Here is a 26,266-nt window from a genome sequence, read left to right as displayed (position 1 = left end):
GGAGGGGATGGACGGATGAGCCGGGGTCGGCTGCGCGTGCTGCTGGGTGCCGCCCCCGGAGTGGGCAAGACGTTCGCGATGCTCGAGGCGGGTCGCGACATGGTCCGCGACGGCAAGGACGTGGTGGTCGCGGTCGTGGAGACCCACGGTCGCGCGGCCACGGCGGCGCTGCTCGACGGGCTGGAGCTCGTCCCCCGCGCGGAGGTCGAGCACCGCGGGGTGCGGCTCTCCGAGATGGACCTCGACGCGGTGCTGGCGCGGCGGCCGAAGGTGGCGCTGGTGGACGAGCTCGCGCACACGAACGCGCCGGGGTCCCGGCACGAGAAGCGCTGGCAGGACGTCGCGGAGCTGCTGGACGCGGGGATCCACGTGGTCAGCACGGTCAACATCCAGCACATCGAGTCCCTCAACGACGTGGTGCGGACCATCACGGGCGTGCCCCAGCGCGAGACGGTGCCGGACGGCGTGCTGCGCGCGGCGGACGACGTGGAGCTGGTCGACCTCGCACCGCAGTCGCTGCGGGACCGGCTGGCGGAGGGGAACGTGTACCCGGCCGAGCGGGTGGACGCGGCCCTGTCGAACTACTTCCGGCTGGGGAACCTCACCGCGCTGCGGGAGCTGGCGCTGCTGTGGCTGGCGGACGAGGTGGACTCGGCGTTGCGGACGTACCGGGCCGAGCACGCGATCGACGCCCCCTGGGAGGCCCGCGAGCGGGTCGTGGTCGCGCTGACCGGCGGCCCGGAGGGGGAGACGCTGCTGCGCCGCGGGGCGCGGATCGCCGCGCGGTCGGCCGGCGGGGAGCTGCTGGGCGTGCACGTCAGCGCCCAGAACGGCCTGCGGGACACCGACCCCGGCGCCCTGGCGGCGCAGGCCGCGCTGGTCGAGCAGCTCGGCGGGACCTACCACCAGGTGGTGGGGGACGACGTGCCGCGCACGCTGGTCGAGTTCGCGCGGACCGTCGACGCCACCCAGCTCGTGATCGGGATCAGCCGCCGCAGCCGGCTCGCGGCCGCCCTCAGCGGACCGGGTATCGGCGCGACCGTCATCCGGCAGGCCGGTCCCATCGACGTGCACATCGTCAACCACGCCGCCGCGGGTGGCCGGTTCGCCCTGCCCGGCGTCGGCGGCGCGCTGACGTCCCGGCGCCGCGTGCTCGGCCTCGTGCTGTGCCTGACGCTGGGCCCGCTGCTCACCTGGCTGCTGGAGGCGACGCGGACCGGGACGTCCCTGGTCGGCGACGTGCTCACGTACCAGCTGCTGGTGGTGGTGGTCGCGCTGGTGGGCGGGTTCTGGCCGTCCCTGCTCACCGCCGTGCTGTCCGGGCTGAGCCTCGACTACTTCTTCATCGAGCCGGTGCGCACCGTGACCGTGGCGGAGCCGCGGCACGTCCTCGCCCTGGCGCTGTACGTCGCGAACGCGGTGCTCGTCAGCGCGGTCGTGGACGTCGCGGCGCGCCGGAGCCGGGTGGCGCAGCGGGCGCGCGCCGAGTCCGAGCTCATGCTGGCGGTCGCGGGTGGCGTGCTGCGCGGGCAGGACGCGCTCGCGAGCCTGATCGACCGCGCACGCGAGGCGTTCGGCCTCGCCGGCGTCCGGCTGCGGGCGGGGGACGAGGTGCTCGCGGAGTCGGGCACGGTGCGCCCGGGGGCGACCGTGGTGACCGTCGACGACGACGCCGTGCTGGACCTCGACGCCGGAGAGCCGCGCCCCGACGCCCGCGCGGCCGACCTCGACGGTGCCGGCAACCGGTTGCTGGGCGTGGTCGTCACCCAGGTCGCGGCGGCCCTCGAGCACCAGCGGCTGTCCCGGACGGCCGACGCCATCGGCCCGCTGCTGGAGACCGACCAGGTGCGCAGCGCCCTGCTGTCCGCGGTCAGCCACGACCTGCGCCGGCCGCTCACCGCCGCGACCACCGCCGTCGGCAGCCTCCGCTCGCGGGACGTCGACTGGTCGTCCGCCGACCGGGAGGAGCTGCTGGCCACCGCGGAGGAGAGCCTCGCGACCCTGACCGGCCTGGTCACCGACCTGCTGGACGTCAGCCGGCTGCAGGCCGGGGTGCTGGGCGTGTCGACCCGGGCGACCGACGTGGACGAGGTGATCCTCCCGGCGCTGGACGAGCTCCGGCTCGGGCCGGACGACGTGCACCTCGAGCTGGACCCGGCGCTGCCGCCCGTGCAGGCCGACCCCGCGCTGCTGCGCCGCGTCCTCGTCAACGTGCTGGCCAACGCGGTGCACGCCAGCCCTCACGGGAGGCCAGCACGCGTGCAGACCAGCGCCTTCGGAGACCGGGTCGAGATCCGGGTGGTGGACCACGGCCGGGGCGTGCCGGCGGAGCGCCGGGCCGATCTGTTCGTGCCGTTCCAGCGGCTCGGCGACACGGACAACGCCACCGGGCTCGGGCTGGGCCTGGCGCTGTCCCGCGGGTTCACCGAGGGCATGGGCGGGACGCTCACCCCCGAGGACACGCCCGGCGGGGGACTGACCATGGTGATCGCGCTGCGCACCAGCGCGGCGGCGGCGCGGACGGAGGCGGCGGGCGCGTGAAGATCCTCATCGCCGACGACGACCCGCAGATCCTGCGGGCGCTGCGGATCACCCTGCGCGCCCGCGGCTACGAGGTGCTCACCGCCACCGACGGCACCGCCGCGCTGAACCAGGCGATCGAGCACAAGCCGGACCTGTACCTGCTCGACCTCGGCATGCCGCGCCTCGACGGGGTCGAGGTGATCCACGGCCTGCGCGGCTGGACCGCCGCGCCGATCCTCGTCCTGTCCGGCCGCACCGGCTCGGCCGACAAGGTCGACGCGCTGGACGCCGGGGCCGACGACTACGTGACCAAGCCGTTCGGCGTGGACGAGCTGCTCGCCCGCATCCGTGCGCTGACCCGCCGGGTGCCGGGCCAGGACGCCGAGCCGCTGGTCCGGATCGGCGACGTCACGGTCGACCTCTCCGCGACCACCGTCACCCGCGACGGCCCTCCCCGCGAGGCGGTGCGGCTCACACCGACGGAGTGGCGGATCCTCGAGATCCTGGTGCGGAACGCCGGCCGGCTCGTCACCCGGCAGACGCTGCTGTCCGACATCTGGGGCTCGGAGCACGTCACCGACACGGGGTACCTGCGGCTGTACCTGTCGCAGCTGCGCAAGAAGCTCGAGCCCGACCCCGCCGCCCCGCGGTACCTGCTGACCGAGCCGGGCATGGGGTACCGCTTCGACCCTGCGGGCGCGGGAGAGGGCCCGGGACCGTCGCCCGAGGCGCGCTGACCGGCACCGACGCGGGCGGGCGTCTCCTGACGTGTCCACGATGTGAACGCGCACATCTGTGACCTGCGCATCTGTCCGCTCTCTGGTGGTACTTGCCGTTCTGTCCGATTTCTGTATAGTTCTCGGTGTTGAGCGACAAACGGCAAACCCGCTGCAAGGCGGGGACGCAAAGCCACGGGGCCCTCTGGGCCAGCCGGGCTACCGAACCGACAAGGAGTCATCATGACGTTCCCCCTCCAGGCCCAGCTCCCGACGCAGGCCACCTCCTCCTCGCTGCTCACCCCGGGTGAGGTCGCGGTCATGTTCCGGGTCGACCCGAAGACGGTCACCCGCTGGGCCCAGGCGGGCAAGCTCTCCGCGGTCCGCACCCTCGGCGGCCACCGCCGGTTCCTCGAGTCCGAGGTCATGGAGCTGCTCGGCGCGGTCCCGACGCAGGCCGGCCGCTACTGAGCCACCCGAGACACCCGGAACGGGCCCCCGAGCACACGCTCGGGGGCCCGTTCCGCGTCCGGGACCCGAGCGCGCAGGCCCGCGGCCCCGCAGTCCCGCCGCGCGGCCGACCGGTTCCGTCCGCGGCCCAGGTGCGGACGGTCGATCTCGCCGCGCCCCCTCGACCTCGCCGACCGGACCGGGTCAGAGCGGGTCGAGCACCGTCGCGAGCACCGCGCGGCGGACGTCCGCCACGGCGCGGTCCGGCTGGAACGCGAGCCACTCCAGGCCGGCCACCAGCGTCGCCCCGAACATCGCCGCGGCGGTGAGCGACGGGTCCCGGTGCGGCCAGGACGCCTCGACCACCTCGGCGAACACGGCGAACGCCTCGTCCCGCACCTGGCGGATCGAGTCCTGCCAGTCCCGCCCGGTGCGGAACACCTCCGCGACCAGCACCTTCGCGAAGTCGGGGTGCCCCTGGATCTGCGCGAGCAGCTCGTGCACGAGCGCCCCGACCGCGTCCCGGCCGGTGCGGCCGGCCGCGGCTCCCCGCAGCGCGGTGGTCAGGGCGCGCTGCCCCTCGGTGAGCACCGTCTCGAACAGCGCGCCCTTGGACCCGAAGTTGTAGTAGACGCTGCCCTTGGCGACGCCCGCCCGCTCGGCGATGTCGTCCACCGACGTGGCCGAGAAGCCACGGTCGGCGATGAGGGCCACGGTCGCCTCGATGATGGCGCGGCGGGTGTCGCGGCGTCCGGTGCCCAGCGGTGCGTCCGGGGCGGTGGCGGGGGAGGCGGCCGTCGACATGGGTCCCAGCCTCTCAGATCGACAGGGCGGGGTGCAGACGCGAGAGCGTCCACGTGCGCTGCCGCGCCGCCCGCCAGGACGTGATGGCGAGCGACCCGACGAGGAACGCCAGCAGCGCCGCGACCGACGACCACAGCCGCCCGTCGGTGCCGCCGGTCGTGAGCTCGCGCAGCCCCGTGATCGCGTAGGTCATGGGCAGCGCGGGGTGCAGGGCCTGGAAGAACGACGGGGTCGTCTCGACCGGGTAGGTGCCGCTGGCGGCCGTGAGCTGCAGCATGAGCAGCGCGATGATCGCGACCTTGCCGGCGGCCGAGCCGAGCACCGCGGTGAGCATCTGCTGCACGGCCAGGAACGCCGCGGCGACCAGCACGGTGAACGCGACCGTGCCGAGCGTCGTCGACATGCCGAGCCCGAGGCCGAAGTGCACGACCGCGAGCAGCACCACGACCTGGCCGACCCCGATGAGCAGCGCCGGCAGGTACCCGGCGAGGGCGATCCGCCAGCCGCGCGCCGGGGTCGCCAGCCCGCGCGGCGGCAGGGGTCGCAGCAGCAGCCAGGTGATCAGCCCGCCGACGAAGAGCGCGAGCGGGATGAAGAACGGGGCGAAGCCCTCCCCGTACCCGTTCGCCTCGGCGACGTCGGTGCTGTCCATCCGGACCGGGGTGCTGAGCGCGTCGGCGCGCTGGGTGCGCGTCGCGTCGTCGTCGGCGGGGATCTGATCGGCGCCGTCCGCGAGGGAGCCGGCCAGCTCGTGGCTGCCGTCGCCGAGCTGGTCAGCGCCGTCAGCCACCTGGTTCGCCCCGGAGGCGAGGGTCGACGTGCCGGACGCGAGGGTGCCGGCCCCGTCGGCCAGGGTCTGCGCTCCGTCGTCGAGGGTCGCCGCGCCGGAGGCGAGCGTGCTCGACGCCGAGGCGAGCGAGGCGGCGCCCGACGCGACCTGCGCGGTGCCGGCGGACAGCGTCTGCGCCCCGGTCGCGAGCTCGCCCGACTTCCCGGCCAGCGTGTCGAGCCCGGACGAGAGGGCGGCGGAGCCGTCGCGGACCCGGTGGGCGCCGTCGACGAGCGTCTGCAGCTGCCGGGCCGCCTCCTCCGCGGCCGCGGGCGTGCTCGGCAGACCGGCCCCGGCGATCGACTGGTCGAGCGCGCCGATCAGGCGGTCGAGCGCCGCAGCCGTCGCCGGATCGGCGGTGGTGGACAGCGCGTCGAGCTGCGTCCGCAGCGCGGGCAGGCCCTGCGCGGCGGCGCTCAGCTTGGAGACGGTGCCGGCCAGCTGGTCGACGCCGGTGCTGACCTGGGCGGCGCCGTCGGCCAGCGTCTGCGCGCTGGTGGCGGCAGACCCCGCACCGGTGGCGAGCTGCCCGGCCCCGGTCGCCAGCGTCGCCGCACCCGCAGCCGCCGACCCGGCGCCGGACGACAGCGTGCCGGCGCCCGCCGCCAGCTGCTCGGCCCCCGAGTCGAGCCGGCCCGCGCCGTCGGCGAGGTCGGCGGAGCCCGAGGCGAGCCGCTGCGCGCCGTCGGCCGCCGAGGCGGCACCGTCGGCCACCTGGTGCGCGCCGGTGGACAGGTCGCCGCTCGCCGCCGCCAGCGTGAGGGCGCCGTCGGACGCCTGGGCGAAGCCGTCGCGGGCCGAGCCGAGGCCCACGAGCACCTGGTCGACGGCCTGCTCGCCGATGGTCTCGGACACCGCGGAGCGGATCTGCGTCATGGCGCTGCGGCCGAGCGTCGAGGCGAGGTAGGAGTTCGCGTCGTTGTAGGTGACGTCGAGCTCCGCGGCGGTGGGGTCGTCGCCGCCGGCGGACGCGATGTCGGCGGAGAAGTCCTCCGGGATCGTCACCGCGAAGTAGTAGGTGCCGTCGCGCACGCCGTCCGCGGCGGTGCCCGCGTCGACCTGGCGCCAGTCCAGCGCGCCGGAGTCGAGCAGCTCGGTGACGACGTCGTCCCCGGCGTGCAGGGCGTCGCCGTCCTCGGTGGTGCTGCCCTCGTCCGCGTTGACCAGCGCGACGGCGAGCCGGTCGAGGTTGCCGGTCGGGTCCCAGTAGGCCCACAGGTACAGCGCGCCGTACAGCAGCGGCACGGCGAGCATCGCGACGACGGCGAGCTTCGGCAGCAGGCCGCGGCGGAACCGGCGCAGCTCGGTGCCGGTGGACAGGAAGGAGAGCATCTCGGGGGTCCTCAGGAAGAGCAGGGGGTCAGTCGGCGGGGACGGCGTGCGGGCCGGTGGCGAGGTTCACGTGCTGCGGCGGCATCCACCACCGCATGCGGGTGACCTCGTCGAGCGACGCGACGGACGCGATCACCGTGGTGCCGGCGGCGGCGAGCGCCTCGAGCCGGGTCCAGACGGTCTGCCGGCGGCGCGAGTCGTGGACCTGGTCCAGGTCGTCGACGACGAGCAGGTCCGGGCGCTGCGCAAGGGCGAGCGTGACGCGGAGCAGCATGACGTCGACCTCGTCGAGGTCCCAGATCACCGTGCTCACGCGCGGCAGGGGCCGCTCGCCGAACACGGGCCCGGCCAGGGCGGCGAACCGGTCCTGGTCGACCCGGCCGGTGCGCCGGTACCATGGCGACAGCCACGCCAGCCGCTCGCGGGTCACGTCGGCGACGGTCACGCCGTCGTCCAGCTCGTCGATCCCCGAGAACCCGGCCACGGCGGCGCGGCGCTGCACGGCGGACCGGCGCCGGGGGAGCGGCTCGTCCAGCACGGTGAGGTCGCTGCCGGCGTCGGGCACCATCCGGCCGGCGAGCGTGAGCAGCAGGCTGGACCGGCCGGCGCCCTGCGGGCCCTGCACGACGGTGAGCGTGCCGGCGGGGAGGTCCAGGTCGACGGGCCCGTACACGGGGCCGCGGGAGCCGGTGAGGGCGAGGCCGCGCGCGCGCACGGCGGTGGGGACGGGTGCGGGCGCCGCGTCCTCGGACGCGCCGGCGCCGGTCTGCTGCTGCGGCTCCGCCCGGAGGGGCGTGGGTTCCGGAGATGACACTGTCGCCTCGATCGATTCGCACTGACTGGTCAGTACAAAGATAGGACGATCACGCACGCCTGTCATGCGGTGGTCACGTTCCGCGGATCACACCCGGGTCGTGAAACAATCGCCACCATGGCGATGAGAGAGATCCGCGTGGTGGGCGACCCGGTGCTCCGCACCCCGTGCGAGCCGGTGACCACGATCGACGCCCGGGTCCGTGGCCTGGTGGAGGACCTGCTCGAGACGGTCGACCACGACGGGCGGGCGGGGCTCGCGGCCAACCAGATCGGCGTCGGCCTGCGCGCGTTCTCCTGGAACATCGACGACGAGCTGGGCTACGTGCTGAACCCGACGATCGTCGAGCTGTCCGAGGACTTCCAGGACGGCGACGAGGGCTGCCTGTCCGTGCCGGACCTGTGGTTCCCGACGCGGCGCGCCTGGTACGCGCGGGTGGTCGGCCACGACCTGGACGGCAAGGAGGTCGTCGTCGAGGGCGTCGAGCTGATGGCCCGCTGCCTGCAGCACGAGGTCGACCACCTGGACGGCCACCTCTACATCGACCGGCTGGACCGGACCGTGCGCAAGAAGGCGATGCGGGCGATCCGCGAGACGCTCTGAGAGCCGGGCAAACCGGACCGATTTCCTGGATGGGGGCCGCAGCGCTGGTGCGCAGCGCCCCCCATCAGGCATGCTGTGCCTTGCACGCCGCGAGACCGTGTGTCAGCTCCCGGTAGGGACGAGGTCGTTGGGGAAGACGAACCTCGAGCCGATCCGGGAGGGATGACATGGCAGGTGCGATCACCCGCGGTGTTCTTTTCGTGCACTCTGCGCCGCGCGCGCTCTGCCCGCACCTCGAGTGGGCGGCGGGCAACGTGCTGGGTTCACGCGTGTCGATGGAGTGGACGGAGCAGCCTGCTGCGCCCGGGATGCTGCGGGGCGAGCACTCGTGGCAGGGCACTCAGGGCACCGGTGCGCGCCTGGCGTCCGCCCTGCGCGGGTGGACCCACCTGCGCTACGAGGTGACCGAGGACGCGAGCCACGGCAGCGACGGGGCCCGGTGGAGCCACACCCCGGAGCTCGGCATCTTCCACGCGCAGACCGACGTGCACGGCAACGTCGTGGTCCCCGAGGACCGGATCCGCGCCGCGCTGGAGCAGGGCGACGCCCGTGCCGTCCGCGAGGAGCTCGGGCTGGCGCTCGGGCAGGCGTGGGACGACGAGCTCGAGCCGTTCCGGTACGCCGGCGCCGGCGCTCCCGTGCGCTGGCTGCACCGGGTCGGCTGACCGCCCGGACGGACGCACGCCGCGCTCCTGGGGCGTTCCCAGGTGTTTTGCAGGAAGCGCTCCTAGCGTCGTTGCTGATCACAAAGCGATCGCATTCAACGAGCCCGGCCTCGCGCCGGGATGCTGAGGAGGGCACGACCATGGCGCACTCGATCCGACGCCGCACGCTCGGCCTGCTGTCCGGCCTCTCCGTCGTCGTGGCGCTCGCCGCGTGCGGGAACGCCGACGCCGCCACCGAGGACGACGCACCGGAGTCCTCGGCCGGCCAGGACTCCGGCACCTCCACCGCCGACGAGACCGCCGGCGCCGGCACCGACGGCACCGCCGGCGCGACCGACGGCACCTACACCGACGGCACCTACACCGCCGAGGGCTCGTACAGCACCCCGGGCGGCGAGGAGTCGATCCAGGTCGAGCTCACCGTGGCCGACGACGTCGTGACCGACGTGACGGTCACGCCGCAGGCCACCGGCGGCAACGCCGAGCGGTTCCAGGGCGAGTTCGCGTCCGGGATCGCCGACGAGGTCGTGGGCGCCGAGCTCGCCGGGCTGTCGGTGGACAAGGTGTCCGGGTCGTCCCTGACCGGCGACGGCTTCAACGCGGCGCTCGACTCCATCCGCGCCGATGCCGAGGCCTGACGCCGGCGCGACCTTCGACGCGATCGGCACCCGCTGGCAGATCGACACCCCCGAGCCGCTCCCCGCGGAGGTCCTCGCCGCGGTGCGGGACCGGGTGGACCGGTTCGACCGCGACTGGTCCCGGTTCCGCGCGGACTCCTGGGTGACGGAGGTGGCCCGGTCCGGCGCGGGGACGTACGACCTGCCCGGGGACGCCGGCCCCCTGCTCGACGCGTACGACGTGGCGGCCGCCTGCACGGACGGCGCCGTCGATCCGCTGGTCGGCCGCGCGCTCGAGGGGCTCGGGTACGACGCGGCGTACACGCTCCGGCCCCGCCGGGACGCCGACGGGGACCTCCTCACCGCGCCGGCGCCCCCGTGGCGGACCGTCGCGCACCGCGAGGGCCGGACGCTGACCCTCGACGAGCCCGCCCTGATCGACGTGGGCGCCGGCGGCAAGGGGTACCTGGTGGACCTGGTGTCCGGGGTGCTCGCGTCCCACGGGGTCACCGAGCACGTGGTCGACGCCGGCGGCGACCTCCGGAGCACCACGCGCGCGCCGCTGGGCGTCGCGCTCGAGGACCCCCGGGATCCGGCCCGGGCCGTCGGCGTGCTGCGCCTGACCGACGGCGCGCTCTGCGGGTCCGCGACCAACCGGCGCGCCTGGGGCGAGGGGCTGCACCACGTGGTCGACGCCCGGACCGGCGTGCCGACCTCGGACGTGCTCGCCACCTGGGCGCTCGGCCCGACCGCGCTGGCGGCCGACCTCGCGGCGACCGCGCTGTTCTTCGCCGAGCCCGACCTCGTCGCGTCGCGCTTCGGCATCCGGTACGTCGTCCTGCGCGGCGACGGGAGCATCCGCTGGTCGCTGGACCTGGACGGGGAGGTGTTCGCGTGATGGCGTGGCTCGACGAGCGGCTGGGCCGCGTGACGATGTACCGGCTGCCGACCCTGGGGCTGTCCGCGCTGGCGGTCGTCGCGCTCGTGCTGTCCGCGACCGGGGCGCTCTTCGTCGAGCCGGGGGCGCTCCTGGTCAGCGCGGCCGTGGCCGTCGCGGCCTCGGTGGCGAGCGCGTGGCTGCTGGCCCTGGCGTTCCGCACGCGGGCGCACACCGAGTCGGCGGTCATCACCGGCCTCATCCTGCTGTTCCTGTTCTGGCCGACGCTCGAGGCGCGGTACCTCGGCACGCTCGCGCTCGCGGCGTTCGTGGCGAACCTGGCGAAGTACGTGCTGGCCTGGCGGGGGCGGCACGTGCTGAACCCGGCCGCCGCCGGGGCCTTCGTCGTCGGGCTCACCGGGTGGGACGCGACCACGTGGTGGGTGGCCGACCGGTGGCTCCTCGTCCCGGTCCTGCTGCTCACCGCGCTGATCGTCGTCCGGACCCGGCGGTACGCGCTGGTCGGGACGTTCGTCGTGGTGGCGCTGGTGCTCGTCTCGGTGCGGCTGGTCGTCGAGGGGGCGGGTCCCGGCGACGCGCTGCGGACCGCGCTGGTGTCGTACCCGATCCTGTTCCTCGGCGGCGTGATGCTGACCGAGCCGCTGACCCTCCCGCCGCGGCGGTGGCAGCAGCTGGTCGAGGCGGTCGTCGTCGCGGCGCTGCTCGCGGTGTCGTACCACGTCGGCCCGCTGTACAGCACGCCCGAGGCGGCGCTGATCGTCGGCAACGTGCTCGCGTTCGCGTGGGGCCAGCGCGGTGCCGTGCGGCTCACGCTCACCCGGCAGACGCGGCTCACGCCCCGCACCGTCGAGCTGGCCTTCCGCGCGGACCGGCCCGTGCGGTTCCTGCCCGGCCAGTACCTGGAGCTGACCGTGCCGCACCCCCGGCCCGACGCCCGCGGCACCCGGCGGGTGTTCAGCGTGTCGTCGGCGCCCGCCGCGGACGAGCTCACCGTCGCCCTGACCGTCCCCGAGCGGGCGAGCACGTTCAAGCGGGCTCTCGCCGCGCTGCCGGTCGGGACGCGGCTGCGGGCCACCGGGCTCGGCGGGGACTTCGTGCTGCCCCGCGACCCGGAGCAGCCGCTGCTGCTGGTCGCCGGCGGGATCGGCGTCACCCCGTTCGCGAGCCACCTGGCGGCGATGGCCGCGGCGGGGGAGCGGCGCGACGTGGTGCTGGTGTACGCGGTCACCGACCACGCCGACCTCGCCTACGCCGACACGATCAGCGCCACCGGCGCGCGGGTGCTGGTGCTGTCGCCCACGTCCGAGCAGGACGGTCTGCCCAGCGGCTGGGTGCACCTGGGGGAGCGGCGCCTGGCGGCGGAGACGCTGACGGAGGCGGTACCGGACCTGACGCAGCGCGCGGCGTACGTCTCGGGCCCGCCGGCGATGGTGGACCACACGCGCGCGCTGCTCCGCCGGGCGGGCGTGCGCCGCGTCCGCACGGACGCGTTCAGCGGCTACTGAGGGGCCAGACGCGGAGAGGCCCCCACGCGTGCGACGAGGTCGTCACACGTGCACGAGGTCGTCAGTCCTGCGGGACGACCTCGTGCGGTGGTGACGACCTCGCGCGTGCGGTGATCGGGGCGCGACGGGCGCGTCAGGCGTTCGTGACCACCAGCGCCACGTTGTGGCCGCCGAAGCCGAACGAGTTGTTGATCACCGCGACGTCGCCGGTCGGCAGGGCGCGCGGGGTGTCGCGCACCAGGTCCAGCACCAGCTCGGGGTCCGGGTTCTCGACGTTGATCGTCGGGGGAGCGGTCCGGTCGCGCACCGCCAGCACCGAGAACACCGTCTCCAGCGCGCCGGCGCCCCCGAGCAGGTGCCCGGTCATCGACTTCGTGGCCGACAGCGCCACGCCGTCCGCGTCCGCGCCGAGGGTCTCGCGGACGCCGCGGGCCTCGATGAGGTCGCCGACGACCGTCGACGTCGCGTGCGCGTTGACGTGCTTGACGTCGCCCGTGGCCACGCCGGCGTCCTTGAGGGCCATCCGCATCGCGGCGATCTGCCCGCGGCCGCTCGGCTCGGGGGAGGTGATGTGGTACCCGTCGGAGGACAGGCCGACGCCCGCGATCTCCGCGTACACGCGGGCGCCGCGGGCGGCGGCGTGCGCCTCGGACTCCAGCACGACGATGCCGGAGCCCTCGCCGATCACGAAGCCGTCGCGGCCCAGGTCGTAGGGGCGCGACGCGCGCTGCGGGTCGTCGGTGCGGGTCGACAGGGTGCGCGACGCCGCGAACGCGGCCATCGGCATCGGGTGGATGGTCGCCTCGGTGCCGCCGGCGATCACGATGTCCGCGCGGCCGCTGCGGATCATGTCGACCGCGTAGCCGATGGCCTCGGCGCCGGACGCGCAGGCCGACACCAGGGCGTGCGCCCCGGCGCGGGCGCCGAACTCCAGCTCGACGTAGGCGGACGGCGAGTTCGGCATGAGCATGGGGACCGTCATCGGCAGGACGCGGCGGGCGCCCTTCTCGCGCAGGGTGTCCCACGCGTCGAGGGTCGTCCAGATGCCGCCGATGCCGGAGGACACCACGACGCCGAGCCGGTCCTTGTCGACCTCCGGGGCGCCGGCGTCGGACCACGCCTCGCGGGACGCGATGATCGCGTACTGGGCGGACGGGTCCATCTTCTTGATCTCGGGCCGGGGGAGGACGTCCTCCGGCCGCACCGCGAGGGTCGCGGCGAAGTCGACGGGGAGCCCGTACGTCTCGGCCCAGTCGTTGTCCAGCGTGCGCGCGCCCGACGTCCCCGCCAGGGCGGCCTGCCAGGTGGTGGGCACGTCCCCGCCGAGGGGGGTCGTGGCGCCGAGTCCGGTGACGACGACTCGTGTGCTCATCGGAGTGCTCCTGCGGGTGTGGGTGCGGCTGCTGCGGTCAGTCCCGGGTGTCCGGGACGCGACCGGGGTCCGCGCCGCGGGAGCCTGACGGCTCCCACGATGCCGGCGCGAGCCGGCGTGCGACGCGGACCCCGGTCGGTACGTCTCAGGCCTGGGCGTTCGAGATGAACGACACCGCGTCGCCGACGGTCGCGAGGTTCTTGACCTCGTCGTCCGGGATGCGGACCTCGAACTTCTCCTCGGCCAGGGTCACGATCGTCATCATCGACAGGGAGTCGATGTCGAGGTCGTCCGTGAACGACTTCTCGGGCAGGACCGAGTCGGTCGGCAGGCCGGTCTCCTCGCTGACGATCTCGGCCAGGCCGGCCAGGATCTCCTGCTCGCTGTGCGCCATCGGTGTCTCCTTGGTTGTGTGCTGCGCCGGGCCGTCGGGCCCGGCGACGTCTGTCGGTCGATGAACGGTACTGCGGGTGACCGCCCGGTCAGGGCAGCACGACGACCTGGGCCGCGTAGACGAGGCCGGCGCCGAAGCCGATCTGCAGCGCCAGCGCGCCGCTCGACACCTGGCCCTCGCGCAGCAGCCGCTCGGTGGCGAGCGGGATGGATGCCGCGGAGGTGTTGCCCGTGTCCGCGATGTCCCGGCCGACCGCCACGGTCTCCGGCAGCTTCAGCTGCTTGATCATCTGGTCGATGATCCGCATGTTCGCCTGGTGCGGGATGAACGCGTCGATCTGGTCCGCGGTGACGCCTGCTGCCGCGAGGGCCTTCTCGGCGACCGGGGCCATCTGCCAGACGGCCCACTTGAAGACGCTGGGGCCCTCCTGGCGCAGGGTCGGCCAGCCGGCGCCGTTGTCCCGGACGTCGATCCAGGAGTGCGTCTGGCGGATCGCCTGGGCCTGGCTGCCGTCGGAGCCCCACACGGTCGGGCCGATGCCGGGCGTGTCGGACGGGCCGATCACGACCGCGCCGGCGCCGTCGCCGAGCAGGAACGAGATGCTGCGGTCCGTCGGGTCGACGAAGTCGCTCATCTTCTCCGCGCCGATGACCAGCACGTTGCGCGCGGAGCCGGCCCGGACCAGCGCGTCGGCCTGGCCGATGCCGTAGCAGTAGCCGGCGCACGCGGCGGAGATGTCGAAGGCCGCCGCGGGGGTCGCGCCGAGCCGGTCCGCGAGGATCGCGGCGCCCGACGGGGTCTGGTGGAAGTACGTCACCGTCGCGAGGATGACCGCGTCGATGTCGGAGCCCTGCAGGCCCGCGTTCGCGATCGCCTCGCGGCCGGCGCGCTCCGCGAGGTCCAGCACGTCGGTGTCGGCGCCGGCCCGCGTGCGGGTGACGATGCCGGTGCGCTGCTGGATCCACTCGTCGGAGGAGTCGATCGGGCCGACGAGGTCGTCGTTCGGCACGACGTTCTCGCCGCGGGCGGCGCCCAGGCCGAGGATCCGCGTGTGCGCGGGACCGGTGGCCTGGGTCAGGGTGGGACGGGTCACTGGGCGTTCTCCCGGGAGTCGTCGGTCGGGTCGCCGGACGGGGACGTCGCGTGGCGGGCGACCAGGTCACGGGCGGCGGGCAGGTCGGCCGGCGAGGTGATCGCGACCGTCTCCACCCCGGGCAGGCTACGCCGGGCGAGGCCCTTGAGCACACCACCGGGCGCGAGCTCCAGCAGCCCGGTGACGCCGAGCTCCGCGAGCGTCGTCTGGCACAGGTCCCACCGCACCGGGGCGGCGATCTGCTGCACCAGCCGGGCCACCACGTCGGCGCCGGTCGTGCCGTCGCCGTAGGCGGAGCCGTCGGCGTTGGTCAGCAGCACCGTGCGGGGCGCGGCGCTCGGCCAGTCGGCCGCCACGGCGCCGAACGCGTCCAGCGCGCTGCGCATGTAGGGCGTGTGGAACGCACCGGCGACCTGCAGCGGCACGACGCGGGCGCGGGCCGGCGGGTTCTCGGCGAACCGGGCCAGCGCCTCCTTCGAGCCGGCGACGACGGTCTGGCCGCCGCCGTTGACGTTCGCGGGCCACAGGCCGGCGGCCTCGATCGCCGCGGCGACCTCGTCCGGGTCCCCGCCGAGCACGGCGGTCATGCCGGTCGGCTCGGCCGCGGCGGCCTCCGCCATGAACGCGGCGCGCCGGGCCACGAGGCCCACGGCGCCGGCGTCGTCGAACACGCCCGCGACTGCCGCGGCGGCGAACTCCCCGACCGAGTGGCCGGCGGTCGCGCCGACGGGGACCGGCGCGCCCGACTCGTCCTCCAGCGCGCGCAGGGCGAGCAGGGACGTCGAGACGATCAGCGGCTGGGCCACCGCGGTGTCCCGGATCGTGTCGGCGTCGGAGGTCGTCCCGTGGGCCGTCAGGTCGATGCCCGCGGCCTCCGAGAAGGCCGCCAGGCGGTCGGCGGTGCCGGGCAGCTCGAGCCAGGGGCTGAGCATGCCGGGGGTCTGGGCGCCCTGTCCGGGGCAGACGAGTGCGAGCACCCGACCACTCTGCCCGCCGGGGGGCGCCGCGCCCGCTCACGACGCACACCAAGCTCCGATGCCCGACTTGTACCCCTCCCACAACGCCGAGGGCGGCTTCTCCGCGGGACCGGCTCGTGAGGTCGTCACACCCGGACGAGGTCGCCGGTCCTGCGGGACGACCTCGTGCGGATGTGACGACCTCGCCGACCGGCGGGCGTAGGGCGGTCCGGGGTCAGGCGGGGTGGTCGAGGCGGCCGACCGCGAGGGCCTGCTGCAGCACGTACGCCTCGCGGGGGTCGAGCGGGTCCCAGCCGGTGACCTCCGCGACGCGGCGCAGGCGGTACCGCACGGTGTTCGGGTGCACGTACAGGGTGCGCGCGGCGGCCTCGAGCGACCGGCCCGCCGCCAGGTACGCGGTCAGGGTCTCCAGCAGGGACCCGGTGCTGGCCAGCAGCGGGAGGTACGCCTGCGCGATCAGCGCGGCGCGGGCGGTCGCGTCCCCGACCAGCACGCGCTCGGGCAGCAGGTCGTCGGCGAGCACGGGCCGCGGCGCCTGCGGCCACGCGGAGATCGCGACCAGCCCGGCGAGCGCGGCCCGGGCGGACCGTGCGGCGTCGGCGAGGTCGGTGCCCGTCGGCCCCAGCACCACCGGACCGGGCCCGAACCGCGGGAGCAGCGACGCCGCCGCCTCCCGCAGGTCACCGGTCCCGCCCAGGAACACGACCAGCCGGTCGCCCTGGATGCCGACGAGCGCGTCGTCGGCCGCCCGGCGGGTCGCCCGGCGCAGGTCCGAGGTGCGGACGTCGTCCAGCGGCGAGGCCGTCGTGCCCACGACGACGAGCGTCCTGCCGCGCCCGCTCCAGCCGAGCGCCGCGACGCGGGACCGCAGGGAGTCGTCCACGTCCCCGCGCAGCAGCGCGTCGACCACCAGGGCCTCGAGCCGGGCGTCCCACGCGCCGCGGACCTCGGCCGCGCGGGCGTAGACCTCGGCGGCCGAGAACGCCACCTCGCGGGAGTAGCGGAGCACGGCCTCGAGCAGGTCCCGCTCGCCGCCGGGCGCCGCGAGCCGGTCGCTGTGCGCCTCCACCACGTCGACGACCACCCGGACCAGCTGCAGCGTGTGCTGCAGGGAGATGGACCGCGTGAGCTCGGGAGGGGCGGTCGCGAAGATCTCCCCGACGCCGTGCGGCGGCTTGGAGGGATCGGCGAACCACGTGACGAACGCGGTGATGCCCGCCTGGGCGACCAGCCCCACCCACGAGCGGTCGTCGGCGGGCAGCGCGCGGTACCAGTCGAGGTCCTCGTCGAGCCGGCGCATCGCCGCGGCGGCCAGCACCCCGCTGCCCTCGCGCACCCGGCGGAGCGTCTCGCCGTTGCTCGCGTCCGGCGCGGTGGCGATCCGGCCGGCCCGCGTCCGGGTGCGGGCGGGGGAGACGCCCTCGGCGGCGCCCGGCGCGGGCACCGGCGCGGCGGGTACGGGGGCGGGTGCGGGCGAGGGCGGTGCGGCCGGCGTCGGGGCTGCCGGGGGTGCCGCGGGCTCGCGGCGAGGCTGAGGCATGCGCCGAGCATAGGGGCCCCGTTGTGGGGAGTCGACAAAGGCGGAGGCCCCCGAGCAGCAGCGCAGGGCCTGTTCGGGGAGTGCGCGCGGGTGTCACCGGATAGTGTCGTTCCATGGCTCTGCTGCACCGACTGCGCCGTCTCCTGGGCCGACCCGTGCCCGCGGCCCGTGTGGGCGCGCGACGCCCCACGGGTGCGTCCCGGCACGGCGACCTCCCGCAGGAGGACGCCCTGAGGTCCCGGCTCGGCGACGACCCCAACGACGAGCAGGCCTTCGCGGCGCTCGCCGAGATCGTCCGCCGGCACGCCGTGACGGGCTCCGACGACGACCCCCTGACCGCGGAGGCCGACGACGCCGAGCGCCAGCGGGCCGCCGACCTGGCCGTCTGGTCGCTGGGCGAGGAGCTCGCGGGCAACCCGCGGGCCTGGTACCCGCTGGTCGAGGTGGCGCGGCTGTCCGTGCGCGACGACCTCGAGGGCACCGTCCGCCGGCTGACCACCGCCGCCGAGCGGGACCCGTCCGGCAAGGCTCTCGTCGCCGGCCTGCGGCTGCTGCGGGAGGCCGGGCTGCCGGTCGACGCGCTGTCGCTGGGCACCGGCCACTGGCACCCCCGTGACCACGACCCGGAGGCCGGGCGCGAGCTGGTGCTCGCCGCCGTCGAGGCCGGCCGGCCGATGGACGCCAAGCAGCATCTGGCCTCGCTCGACCTCTACCCCCACCAGGACGAGATCGCGCAGATGCGCCGGGAGCTGTCCCGCCTGGTCGAGCAGTCGGAGCGCCACGCCGGCGCCTGACCTGGCACGCCGGATCGGCCGCCGAGGTCGTCAGACCGGCACGAGGTCGTCCCGCAGGGCTGACGACCTCGTGCAGGAGTGACGACGTCGCCCGGTTCTGCGGCGCGCGCCGCCCCCGGACACGCCACGGGCCCCGCACCAGCAGGTGCGGGGCCCGTCGCGTGTCAGCGGGTCAGCGGGTCAGGACTCGCCGCCCGCGTTGCCGGAGGTGCCGGCGGTGACGTCGTGCAGCCGATACCGCTCGATGGCCTGCGCCGGGGCCTCCGGCGCGACCTTGCCCTCGCGGGCGAGCTGCTGCAGGACGCGGACCACCGTCGACGGGCCGTCGATCTTGAAGTGCCGGCGGGCGGCGGCGCGGGTGTCGGAGAAGCCGAACCCGTCGGCGCCGAGCGTGGCGTACCGGCCCGGGATCCACTCGCGCACCTGGTCGGCCACGAGGTGGTCGTAGTCGGTGGTGGCGACGAACGGACCCTCGGCGCCCTGGAGCTTGGCGGTCAGGTACGGGACCCGAGCCTCCTCGCCGGGGTTGAGGAACGCGTGCTGGTCGGCGGCCAGCGCCTCGCGGCGCAGCTCGTTCCAGCTCGTCACCGACCACACCGCGGCGCGGACGCCCCAGTCGTCGGCGAGCAGCTGCTGCGCCTCGAGCGCCCACGGCACCGCCACGCCGGAGGCGAGGATCTGGGCGCGCGGCCCGTCGCCCTCGGCCGGCGCGATCAGGTGGATGCCCTTGAGGATGCCCTCGACGTCGACGTCCTCCGGCTCGGCCGGCTGGACCGTCGGCTCGTTGTACACCGTGAGGTAGTACATGACGTTCGGGTCGCGGTCGTCGTCGCCGAACATCCGCTGGATGCCGTCGCGGACGATGTGCCGGATCTCGTAGCCGTACGCCGGGTCGTAGTGCACGACGTGCGGCATGGTGCCCGCGATGAGCGGGGAGTGGCCGTCGGCATGCTGCAGGCCCTCACCGGTCAGGGTGGTGCGGCCGGCGGTCGCGCCGATCAGGAACCCGCGGGTCATCTGGTCGCCGGCCGCCCAGAACTGGTCGCCCGTCCGCTGGAACCCGAACATCGAGTAGTAGAAGTAGAACGGGATCAGCGGCTCGCCGTGCGTGGCGTAGGACGTGCCGACCGCCTGGAACGCGGCGGCCGACCCGGCCTCGTTGATGCCGGTGTGCATGATCTGACCGGACTCGGACTCCTTGTAGGAGAGCATGAGGTCGCGGTCGACGGCGAGGTAGTTCTGGCCGTTCGTGTTGAAGATCTTCGCGCTCGGGAAGATCGAGTCCAGGCCGAACGTGCGGGCCTCGTCGGGGATGATCGGCACCAGGCGGTGGCCGAACTCCTTGTCCTTCACGAGGTCCTTGAACAGCCGCACCAGCGCCATCGTGGTGGCGACCTCCTGGTGGCCCGAGCCCTTCTTCAGCAGCTCGTACACCTTGTCACCGGGGAGGGTGAGCGGCTTGTGCGTGCTGCGGCGCTCCGGCACGTACCCGCCGAGCGCACGGCGACGCTCCTGGAGGTACTGGATCGCGGGGTCGTCCTGGCCGGGGTGGAAGTACGGCGGCAGGTACGGGTTCTCGTCGATCTGCTCGTCCGTGACCGGGATGTGCAGCGAGTCGCGCAGCGTCTTCAGCTCGTCGGCCTTGAGCTTCTTCATCTGGTGCGTGGCGTTGCGGCCGGCGAAGCCGGAGCCCAGCCCGTAGCCCTTGATGGTGTGCGCAAGGATGACGGTCGGCTGCCCGGTGTGCTCCCGCGCCGCCTTGTAGGCCGCGTAGATCTTCCGGTAGTCGTGGCCGCCGCGCTTGAGCGCCCAGATGTCGTCGTCGGACATCTTCTCGACGAGCTGCTTGGTGCGCGGGTCGCGCCCGAAGAAGTTCTCCCGGATGAACGCGCCGTTCTCGGCGCGGTACGTCTGGAAGTCGCCATCGGGCGTGGTGTTCATCAGGTGCACCAGGGCGCGGTCCTTGTCCGCGTTGAGCAGGGCGTCCCACTCGCGGCCCCAGATCACCTTGATGACGTTCCAGCCGGCGCCGCGGAACTGCGCCTCGAGCTCCTGGATGATCTTGCCGTTGCCGCGGACCGGGCCGTCGAGGCGCTGCAGGTTGCAGTTCACCACGAAGGTCAGGTTGTCGAGGCCCTGCTGGGCGGCGTGCTGGAGCATGCCGCGCGACTCGGGCTCGTCCATCTCGCCGTCGCCGAGGAACGCCCAGACGTCCTGCTGGCTGGTGTCCTTGATGCCGCGCAGGCCGAGGTACTTGTTGGTCCACGCCTGGTAGATCGCCGACGCCGGGCCGAGGCCCATCGAGACGGTCGGGAACTCCCAGAAGTCGGGCATGAGCCGCGGGTGCGGGTACGACGGCAGGCCGCCGCCCGGGTGCGAGACCTCCTGGCGGAACCCGTCGAGCTGGTGCTCGTCCAGGCGGCCCTCGAGGTAGGCGCGGGCGTAGACGCCGGGGGAGGCGTGGCCCTGGAAGTAGACCTGGTCGCCGCCGCCCGGGTGGTCCTTGCCGCGGAAGAAGTGGTTGAGGCCCACCTCGTACAGCGTCGCCACCGACGCGTAGGAGGAGATGTGCCCGCCGACGCCGACGCCCGGGCGCTGGGCGCGGGTGACCATGACGGCCGCGTTCCACCGGTTCCAGGACCGGAAGCGCCGCTCCAGGACCTCGTCGCCGGGGAAGTACGGCTCCTCGTGCACGCCGATCGTGTTGACGTACGGCGTGTTCAGGTCGGCCGGGATCGCGACGTTCCGCTCCCGGGCACGCTTGAGCATGTTCAGCAGGACGTACCGCGCACGGGGGCCGCCCTTGTCGTCGATCAGCCCCTCGAGGGACTCGACCCACTCGGAGGTCTCCTCCGGGTCCACGTCCGGTACCTGGCTCAGCAGGCCGTTGATGAGCGGCCCGCGCTCGTCCTTGGAAGCCACCAGTGCTCCTCGCCTCTCCACGCGGGGGCCGATCGGCCCCGGTGCGCATCTCGGCCCGCCGGCGTGCGCGCCACGTTCGGTGCGCCACGCCGCCCAGCGGGTAGTAGGACCATTGTCCGCCGTCCGGACCGCGAAAGTCTCCCAGTCCGGCACCTGGGATGCGTGACGTCCGTGACAATCACGGCCGCGTCGGGTGTCCCGGGTCACGTCGCGGCACGTCACCGGCGGTTTCCGCCCCGGCGCTCGACCGCATCGTGGGCCCGGGCGTCCGCATGTCGGCACGCCTGCGTCGTCGGCCGGACGGGCGCCCCGCGGGTCGTGGGCGCGCGCCGAGCACCCTGGTGAACGCCACGCCGCACTTGCCACGCGCACCCGGTGTGCGGTGGGCTACCGTTCGGTGATCACAGGCCGTCGCGACCTCGGACGGCCGGGACGGAAGGAACAGGTCAGGACGTGGCATCCAGCACGGGCGACGCCCCCCAGGGGGCGGGCCGTCTCGGGTTCACCTCGGGGCAGGTGGTCCAGGAGTTCGGCTACGACGACGACGTCGACGAGGACCTGCGCTCCGGCCTGGCGGAGGTCACCGGCTCCGAGCTGGTCGACGAGGATTACGACGACGTCGTGGACGGCGTGGTCATCTGGTTCCGGGAGGACGACGGCGACCTCGCCGACACCCTCATGGACGCGATGACCGTGCTGGACGACGGCGGGCAGATGTGGGTGTTCACCCCGAAGCCCGGCCGCGACGGGCACGTCGGCCACGACGACATCGAGGAGGCCGCCACCACGGCCGGCCTGCACGCCACCAGCACCTTCTCGATCGCGGGGGACTGGTCGGCGACGCGCCTCGGCAGCCGCGGCCGCGGTCGCTGACCCCTCGGCCATGACGTCCGGCCCGGGCGCTCCGCTCCCGGTCGGGGCGACGGCACCCGTCCTCGGGCTGCCGGACACCCACGGCGCGTCCGTCACCGTCGGCGGACCCGTCGGCGGTGCGACGCTGCTCGTGTTCGTGCCGTTCGCCTTCTCCCGCACCTGCACCGCCGAGCTCGGCGAGCTGCAGGCGGGCCTGCCGGAGCTCGACGCCGCGGGCGTGCGCGCGCTGGCGGTCTCCTGCGACCCGATGTTCGCGCTCCGGGCGTGGGCCGAGCACGACGGGTACACGTTCGCGCTGCTGTCGGACTTCTGGCCGCACGGCGCCGCGGCCCGCGCGTACGGGGTGTTCGACGACGCGCAGGGGTTCGCCCGCCGCGGGTCGTTCCTGCTCGACGACCGCGGGGTGGTGCGCTGGTCGCTGGTGCACCCCGGCGGGCAGGCGCGGCCGTTCGCGGCGTACCGGGAGGCCGTCGCCGCGCTGTGACGCCGGGCGGGCGCGCGGCGCCGGCGGGGGGACGTGCACCGGTAGGCTGGCGCACCGCATCACGGGCCTGTAGCTCAGTTGGTCAGAGCGCCGCGCTTACACCGCGGAGGTCGCCGGTTCGAGACCGGCCGGGCCCACCCACCCACCACCCGGCGGTGCGCACCGCTCGACCGGGAGCAGCCGGGCGTCAGACCTCGGGCCGCTCGGCGCGGAACCGCGCGATCGAGGTCCGCCCCGCGGCGACCGCGTCGGCGATGTCCCGCTCCGGCACGTGCACGAGCCGCAGGCAGCCCCGCACGACGGCGTCCGCGTACGCCGCCCGGGTCCCGTCGTCGCCCCACTGCCGCTGCGAGATGATGCCCTCGACGAGGCCGAAGACCAGCTCGAGGTCGGCGTCGGCGAGCTGCGTCACGTCGACGCCCCGCTGGGTGAGCACGGCCGCGGACAGCTCGCGGTAGTGGCGGCGCAGCGCGAGCTGGCTCTCGCGGGTCTCGGTGAACTCGGTCTCGGCGATGTCGAGCAGCCGGTAGACGACGTGCAGGTTCCACCGGTCGCGCAGCAGGCCGTCCAGGTCGTAGCGCGCGAGCGCGGCGAGCGCGGCGGACGCGTCCACGTCCCCGGCCTGGCCGCTGCGGAGCCAGTCGGCGAACTGGACCGAGGGCGCGACGGTGCCCTTGAGCAGGGAGCGCAGGATCTGGCTCTTGTCGGCGAAGTGGTAGTACAGCGACGCCTGCTTGATGCCGACCGCGTCGGCGATCTGCCGTGTCGTGGTCTCGGTGTACCCCTGCGAGCCGAACAGGGCGGCGGCGGCGGCCAGGATCTCGTCACGGGTGCTGAGCGAGCCGTCCTTGGGTGGGGCGGAGCGGGGGCGTCCGCGTCGTCGCGGGGCGGCGTCGAGCTGCTCAGCCACGGCGGGCCCCCGTCCTGTCGCACGCAGCGTCGAGCGTGTCCTTCACGATGCGCCCATCCTGCACCACGAGCCGGACGTGCCGTGGGTCGGCGAGCGTGTCGATGCTGGTCAGCGGGTCGACGTCGACGGCCACCAGGTCCGCGCGGCGGCCCGGGGCGACGGTGCCGACCTGGTCGTGGAGCCCGAGCAGCCGCGCGGCGCCGGAGGTGCCGGCGACGAGGGCGGCGGCGGGGGACAGGCCGTGCTCGACGAGGAGGGCGAGCTCGGTGAGGTTGGTGCCGTGCGGCGCGATGCCGGCGTCGGTGCCGAGCGCGACCGGGACGCCGGCGGTGATCGCCGTGTGCAGCCGCTCCCGCGCCGTGTCGTGCAGCGCGCGGCGCTTGGCGGCGACCCACGGGGCGAGTCCGTCGGCGAGGGGCCGTGTCAGGGTCGACAGCGTCGGCACCAGGTACGTGCCCCGCTCGCCCATGAGGTCGATCGTGGCATCGTCGACGAGGTAGCCGTGCTCGATGCTGCGCACGCCGGCCCGGACGGCGGCGGCGATGCCGGCGGTTCCCTGGGCGTGGGCCGCGACACCGACGCCGCCGTGCCGGTCCGCCTCCTCCACGACCGCGCGCAGCTCGGTCTCGGACAGGCCGCCGGACTCCGGGTGGCTGCGGGGGCTGCCCATGCCGCCGGTCGCGGCGACCTTCACCCAGTCGGCGCCCTGCCGCAGCACCTCGCGCACCGCGCGGACGAACTCCGCGGGGGAGTCGGCGACCGCGCCGGCACCGGGGCCGGTGTCGAGCGGCACGCCCTCGATGGTGCGCCAGTCCCCGTGCCCGCCGGTGATCGACAGGATCCGGATCGCGACCTGCAACCTCGGGCCGCGGACCAGCCCCTGCTCCAGGGCGTCCCGGAAGCCGGAGTCGGCGCCGGCCAGGTCGCGCGCGGTCGTGATGCCGGCGTCGAGCGTGCGGGCCAGGTGCGGGACCGACCGCAGCGTGAGCAGCGACTCCGGCGCGAGCACCGAGGACAGCGCGTCGCCGCCGGGCTGGGTGCTGACGTGCACGTGGCAGTCCAGGAACCCGGGCAGCAGGGTGAGCCCGTCGCCCTCGACCACCGCGAGCCGCTCGGTCCCGGCAGCGGCGTCGGCCAGCGTGCCGGTCGGGGCGACCGCGGCGATCAGGCCGTCGGCGACCAGCACGTCGACGTGGGGGCGGGGGTCCGCTCCCGTGCCGTCGATCAGGCGCACGTCGCGCAGCAGGAGGTCGGTCACCTCGGGCTCCTCACGGGTCGGGAGCGGTCAGGCTAGCGCATTACCTGTCGCAGATAGATTTTACGTCCGCGCAACACGCGGCAACCCGTCCGCAACGCCGCGTCGCTAGTTTTCGGTCACCGACAGGAAATCAGTCGGCCGCTCCACTCCCGCGGATCCCCGCCGCGGAACCGCACCTCCTCGACGTCGCCGCCCCCTCAGCGAGCGCGACGCACGGCCCCCGACCGAGAGGCACCGAGCATGAGCCCGAGCACCGCCCGCCGCACGACGCGGTCCGCCCGCCGCCCCCGCGTCGCCGCCACCGCGACCACCGCACTCGCCGGGCTCCTCGCCCTGACCGCCTGCGGTCAGAGCGGGACGGTGGCCGGCGACGGGGCGGCTGACGACACGTTCACCGCCGTGATGCTCACCGGCTACACCACGCCGCCGGACCCCGACGTCAACTACGACGGACCGGGGCTGAACGTCATCGAGAACACGTACGAGGGCCTGGTGGCCTACGAGGACGGCACCGAGACGCCGACGATCGTCCCCGAGCTGGCGGAGGAGTGGACCGTCTCCGAGGACGGCCTCACGTACACGTTCACGCTGCGCCCGGACGTCACGTTCCACGACGGCACCGAGCTCACCTCCGCGGCGGTGGCCGCGTCGTTCGAGCGCCGCACGCAGGTCGACGCCGGCCCGGCGTACATGGTCGGCGACGTGGTCTCGGTCGAGACCCCCGACGACCTCACCGCCGTCGTGACGCTGGCGGCGCCGAACGCCGCCTTCCTGGACTACCTGGCCTCGCCGTTCGGCGTGAAGCTCATCAGCCCGACGGTCCTCGAGGAGCAGGCGGGCGACGACTTCGCCCAGACCTACCTGACCACGCACGACGCCGGCACCGGCCCCTACGAGCTGACCGCGGTGGAGACGGGCGAGCGGTACGAGCTCACCGCGTACGACGGCTACTGGGGCGACGCCCCGGAGCTCACGTCCGTCGAGCTCCAGGTCGCCGAGAACGCGTCGTCCGCGCAGCTCCAGCTGGAGCGCGGCGAGATCGACGCGATCCTGGGCAACCTCAACAAGACGTCGTTCGAGTCGTTCGCGGACAGCGAGGAGGTCACGACCAGCACCTTCGCGAACTTCACGACGCAGATGATCTACGTGAACCCGGGTTCGTCCTGGCTCGCGGACGTCGAGGACCGCGAGGCCCTGTTCGCGGGGATCGACAAGGAGTCGATCATCGAGGAGGCCATGGGCAGCCTCGAGGTGCCGACCGACCAGCTCTTCCCGCAGGGCATGGTCGACCCGAGCATCGACGACCAGGGCATCACCTACGACGAGGCCGCGTGGGACGACCTGGGCGCGCCGGACTCCGGCACGGTCCGGATCGCGTACGCCGGCTCCAGCGCCGACGGCAAGGCGGTCGCAGAGGAGCTCGGCTCGCGGCTGAGCACGGCCGGCATCCCCGCCGAGGCCGTCGCGTACTCCGCCGGCACCATCTACGGCATCGCGGACGAGGGCGCCGACGGCCCCGACCTGGCCGTGTTCTCGGTCTTCCCCGACGCCGGCCACCCCGACGCCTGGGCCAGCATCATCTACACGCCCTCCGGCGGCCTCGACCTGTTCGGCGCCGAGGTGCCGGGCCTGCCCGAGCTGCTCGACTCCGCCCGTGCCAGCGAGGACGTGTCCGCCTACGCCGCGGCCGCCGAGGCGATCAACGCGACGCGGTACTGGTACTCGATCGGCTCGCTCAACACCACGCTGCTGACGACGCCGGACGTCACGGGCACCCAGGACGCGCAGAACGTCCTCGAGTACGACGTGCTGCACTTCGCCGCCCTCGGCCGGGGCTGACCCGGCCCCACCCGACCCCGGGGCGGGGTCGCTCCCTGACGACCTCGCCCCGGG

Annotated in this window: 23 protein-coding genes, 1 tRNA gene and 1 riboswitch; of the genes, 13 read left to right on the top strand and 11 right to left on the bottom strand. The window is 74.6% G+C overall.

The genetic code is table 11. From position 1 onward, the window contains the following. The first annotated feature begins 15 nt into the window (after nucleotides 1-15). The 3 genes from KJP73_RS11780 to KJP73_RS11770 all read left to right on the top strand — a co-directional run bounded on the left by KJP73_RS11780 (nucleotide 16) and on the right by KJP73_RS11770 (nucleotide 3,710). The gene (locus KJP73_RS11780) at nucleotides 16-2,541 is read left to right on the top strand and encodes a DUF4118 domain-containing protein (RefSeq protein WP_213283049.1); all 2,526 of its coding nucleotides are present in this window, start codon (nucleotides 16-18) and stop codon (nucleotides 2,539-2,541) included. Beyond that, entirely contained in the window at nucleotides 2,538-3,260 is a 723-nt protein-coding gene (locus tag KJP73_RS11775; protein ID WP_213283048.1) for a response regulator, read from the top strand. Before KJP73_RS11780 ends, KJP73_RS11775 begins: the two co-directional genes overlap by 4 nt. A 131-nt stretch (nucleotides 3,261-3,391) precedes the next feature. Continuing rightward, nucleotides 3,392-3,466: riboswitch (cyclic di-GMP riboswitch) on the top strand. A gap of 16 nt (nucleotides 3,467-3,482) precedes the next feature. Next, nucleotides 3,483-3,710, top strand: a complete 228-nt coding sequence (locus tag KJP73_RS11770; RefSeq protein WP_213283047.1) for a BldC family transcriptional regulator — start codon at nucleotides 3,483-3,485, stop codon at nucleotides 3,708-3,710. A gap of 183 nt (nucleotides 3,711-3,893) precedes the next feature. Here the strand turns inward: KJP73_RS11770 and KJP73_RS11765 are convergent, their stop codons facing one another. From KJP73_RS11765 to KJP73_RS11755, 3 genes are read right to left on the bottom strand one after another with little or no spacing between them, the layout of a single operon-like run. Beyond that, nucleotides 3,894-4,493: a TetR/AcrR family transcriptional regulator gene (locus tag KJP73_RS11765; protein WP_213283046.1), complete on the bottom strand. Its 600-nt coding sequence runs from the start codon at nucleotides 4,491-4,493 to the stop codon at nucleotides 3,894-3,896. A gap of 13 nt (nucleotides 4,494-4,506) precedes the next feature. Then, complete coding sequence (locus KJP73_RS11760) at nucleotides 4,507-6,654, bottom strand: YhgE/Pip domain-containing protein (protein WP_213283045.1); 2,148 nt, start codon at nucleotides 6,652-6,654, stop codon at nucleotides 4,507-4,509. Nucleotides 6,655-6,682: 28 nt separating this feature from the next. Beyond that, nucleotides 6,683-7,468, bottom strand: coding sequence for an ATP-binding cassette domain-containing protein (locus tag KJP73_RS11755; protein WP_249669328.1), 786 nt, complete (start codon nucleotides 7,466-7,468; stop codon nucleotides 6,683-6,685). 117 nt (nucleotides 7,469-7,585) lie between these two features. Here KJP73_RS11755 and def point away from each other — a divergent pair, with 117 nt between their 5' ends. The 5 genes from def to KJP73_RS11730 all read left to right on the top strand — a co-directional run bounded on the left by def (nucleotide 7,586) and on the right by KJP73_RS11730 (nucleotide 11,756). Beyond that, nucleotides 7,586-8,071: a peptide deformylase gene (gene def / locus KJP73_RS11750; protein WP_213283043.1), complete on the top strand. Its 486-nt coding sequence runs from the start codon at nucleotides 7,586-7,588 to the stop codon at nucleotides 8,069-8,071. Between the two features lie 167 nt (nucleotides 8,072-8,238). Continuing rightward, nucleotides 8,239-8,736, top strand: coding sequence for a DUF3145 domain-containing protein (locus tag KJP73_RS11745; RefSeq protein WP_213283042.1), 498 nt, complete (start codon nucleotides 8,239-8,241; stop codon nucleotides 8,734-8,736). A gap of 140 nt (nucleotides 8,737-8,876) precedes the next feature. Further along, on the top strand, nucleotides 8,877-9,374 hold the full coding sequence (locus KJP73_RS11740) for a hypothetical protein (protein WP_213283041.1): 498 nt from the start codon (nucleotides 8,877-8,879) through the stop codon (nucleotides 9,372-9,374). Beyond that, nucleotides 9,361-10,251, top strand: a complete 891-nt coding sequence (locus KJP73_RS11735) for an FAD:protein FMN transferase (protein ID WP_213283040.1) — start codon at nucleotides 9,361-9,363, stop codon at nucleotides 10,249-10,251. The genes KJP73_RS11740 and KJP73_RS11735 overlap by 14 nt, the downstream gene beginning before the upstream one ends. Next, nucleotides 10,251-11,756, top strand: coding sequence for an FAD-dependent oxidoreductase (locus KJP73_RS11730; RefSeq protein WP_213283039.1), 1,506 nt, complete (start codon nucleotides 10,251-10,253; stop codon nucleotides 11,754-11,756). Before KJP73_RS11735 ends, KJP73_RS11730 begins: the two co-directional genes overlap by 1 nt. Nucleotides 11,757-11,889: 133 nt before the next feature. Here the strand turns inward: KJP73_RS11730 and KJP73_RS11725 are convergent, their stop codons facing one another. From KJP73_RS11725 to KJP73_RS11705, 5 genes are all read right to left on the bottom strand, one after another. Beyond that, nucleotides 11,890-13,128 carry a beta-ketoacyl-[acyl-carrier-protein] synthase family protein gene (locus tag KJP73_RS11725; protein ID WP_213283038.1) on the bottom strand — a complete coding sequence of 413 codons (1,239 nt, stop codon included), beginning with the start codon at nucleotides 13,126-13,128 and terminating at the stop codon, nucleotides 11,890-11,892. Between the two features lie 145 nt (nucleotides 13,129-13,273). Beyond that, nucleotides 13,274-13,522 carry an acyl carrier protein gene (locus KJP73_RS11720; RefSeq protein ID WP_146838928.1) on the bottom strand — a complete coding sequence of 83 codons (249 nt, stop codon included), beginning with the start codon at nucleotides 13,520-13,522 and terminating at the stop codon, nucleotides 13,274-13,276. Nucleotides 13,523-13,610: 88 nt separating this feature from the next. Continuing rightward, nucleotides 13,611-14,615, bottom strand: coding sequence for a beta-ketoacyl-ACP synthase III (locus tag KJP73_RS11715; RefSeq protein WP_213283037.1), 1,005 nt, complete (start codon nucleotides 14,613-14,615; stop codon nucleotides 13,611-13,613). After that, nucleotides 14,612-15,592, bottom strand: coding sequence for an ACP S-malonyltransferase (locus tag KJP73_RS11710; protein WP_213283036.1), 981 nt, complete (start codon nucleotides 15,590-15,592; stop codon nucleotides 14,612-14,614). Before KJP73_RS11710 ends, KJP73_RS11715 begins: the two co-directional genes overlap by 4 nt. Before the next feature lie 214 nt (nucleotides 15,593-15,806). Then, nucleotides 15,807-17,132 carry a PucR family transcriptional regulator gene (locus KJP73_RS11705; protein ID WP_249669327.1) on the bottom strand — a complete coding sequence of 442 codons (1,326 nt, stop codon included), beginning with the start codon at nucleotides 17,130-17,132 and terminating at the stop codon, nucleotides 15,807-15,809. A gap of 113 nt (nucleotides 17,133-17,245) precedes the next feature. On the opposite strand from KJP73_RS11705, the gene KJP73_RS11700 reads away from it, so the two are divergent. Continuing rightward, nucleotides 17,246-17,926, top strand: a complete 681-nt coding sequence (locus tag KJP73_RS11700) for a hypothetical protein (RefSeq protein WP_213283035.1) — start codon at nucleotides 17,246-17,248, stop codon at nucleotides 17,924-17,926. Nucleotides 17,927-18,106: 180 nt separating this feature from the next. Here the strand turns inward: KJP73_RS11700 and aceE are convergent, their stop codons facing one another. Next, nucleotides 18,107-20,848, bottom strand: a complete 2,742-nt coding sequence (gene aceE / locus KJP73_RS11695; RefSeq protein WP_213283034.1) for a pyruvate dehydrogenase (acetyl-transferring), homodimeric type — start codon at nucleotides 20,846-20,848, stop codon at nucleotides 18,107-18,109. 453 nt (nucleotides 20,849-21,301) lie between these two features. On the opposite strand from aceE, the gene KJP73_RS11690 reads away from it, so the two are divergent. From KJP73_RS11690 to KJP73_RS11680, 3 genes are all read left to right on the top strand, one after another. Further along, nucleotides 21,302-21,721 (top strand): DUF3052 domain-containing protein, encoded by a 420-nt coding sequence (locus tag KJP73_RS11690; protein ID WP_213283033.1) that lies wholly within the window; start codon nucleotides 21,302-21,304, stop codon nucleotides 21,719-21,721. 10 nt (nucleotides 21,722-21,731) lie between these two features. Beyond that, nucleotides 21,732-22,205 (top strand): redoxin domain-containing protein, encoded by a 474-nt coding sequence (locus KJP73_RS11685; RefSeq protein ID WP_213283032.1) that lies wholly within the window; start codon nucleotides 21,732-21,734, stop codon nucleotides 22,203-22,205. Between the two features lie 63 nt (nucleotides 22,206-22,268). Continuing rightward, nucleotides 22,269-22,342 (top strand) — tRNA-Val (locus tag KJP73_RS11680). Between the two features lie 50 nt (nucleotides 22,343-22,392). Here KJP73_RS11680 and KJP73_RS11675 read toward each other — a convergent pair. Beyond that, entirely contained in the window at nucleotides 22,393-23,115 is a 723-nt protein-coding gene (locus KJP73_RS11675; protein ID WP_213283031.1) for a TetR/AcrR family transcriptional regulator, read from the bottom strand. Continuing rightward, nucleotides 23,108-24,373, bottom strand: coding sequence for a metal-dependent hydrolase family protein (locus KJP73_RS11670; protein WP_213283030.1), 1,266 nt, complete (start codon nucleotides 24,371-24,373; stop codon nucleotides 23,108-23,110). Before KJP73_RS11670 ends, KJP73_RS11675 begins: the two co-directional genes overlap by 8 nt. A gap of 240 nt (nucleotides 24,374-24,613) precedes the next feature. Between KJP73_RS11670 and KJP73_RS11665 the strand changes: the two genes are divergently transcribed. After that, nucleotides 24,614-26,212 (top strand): ABC transporter substrate-binding protein, encoded by a 1,599-nt coding sequence (locus KJP73_RS11665; RefSeq protein WP_213283029.1) that lies wholly within the window; start codon nucleotides 24,614-24,616, stop codon nucleotides 26,210-26,212. Nucleotides 26,213-26,266 lie beyond the last annotated feature (54 nt).

Source organism: Cellulomonas hominis, from assembly GCF_901521055.1.
In the GTDB taxonomy this organism is placed as follows: domain Bacteria; phylum Actinomycetota; class Actinomycetes; order Actinomycetales; family Cellulomonadaceae; genus Cellulomonas; species Cellulomonas endometrii.
Note: the sequence above shows the minus strand (reverse complement) of the source record. Positions and strands in the feature narration are given on the sequence as shown.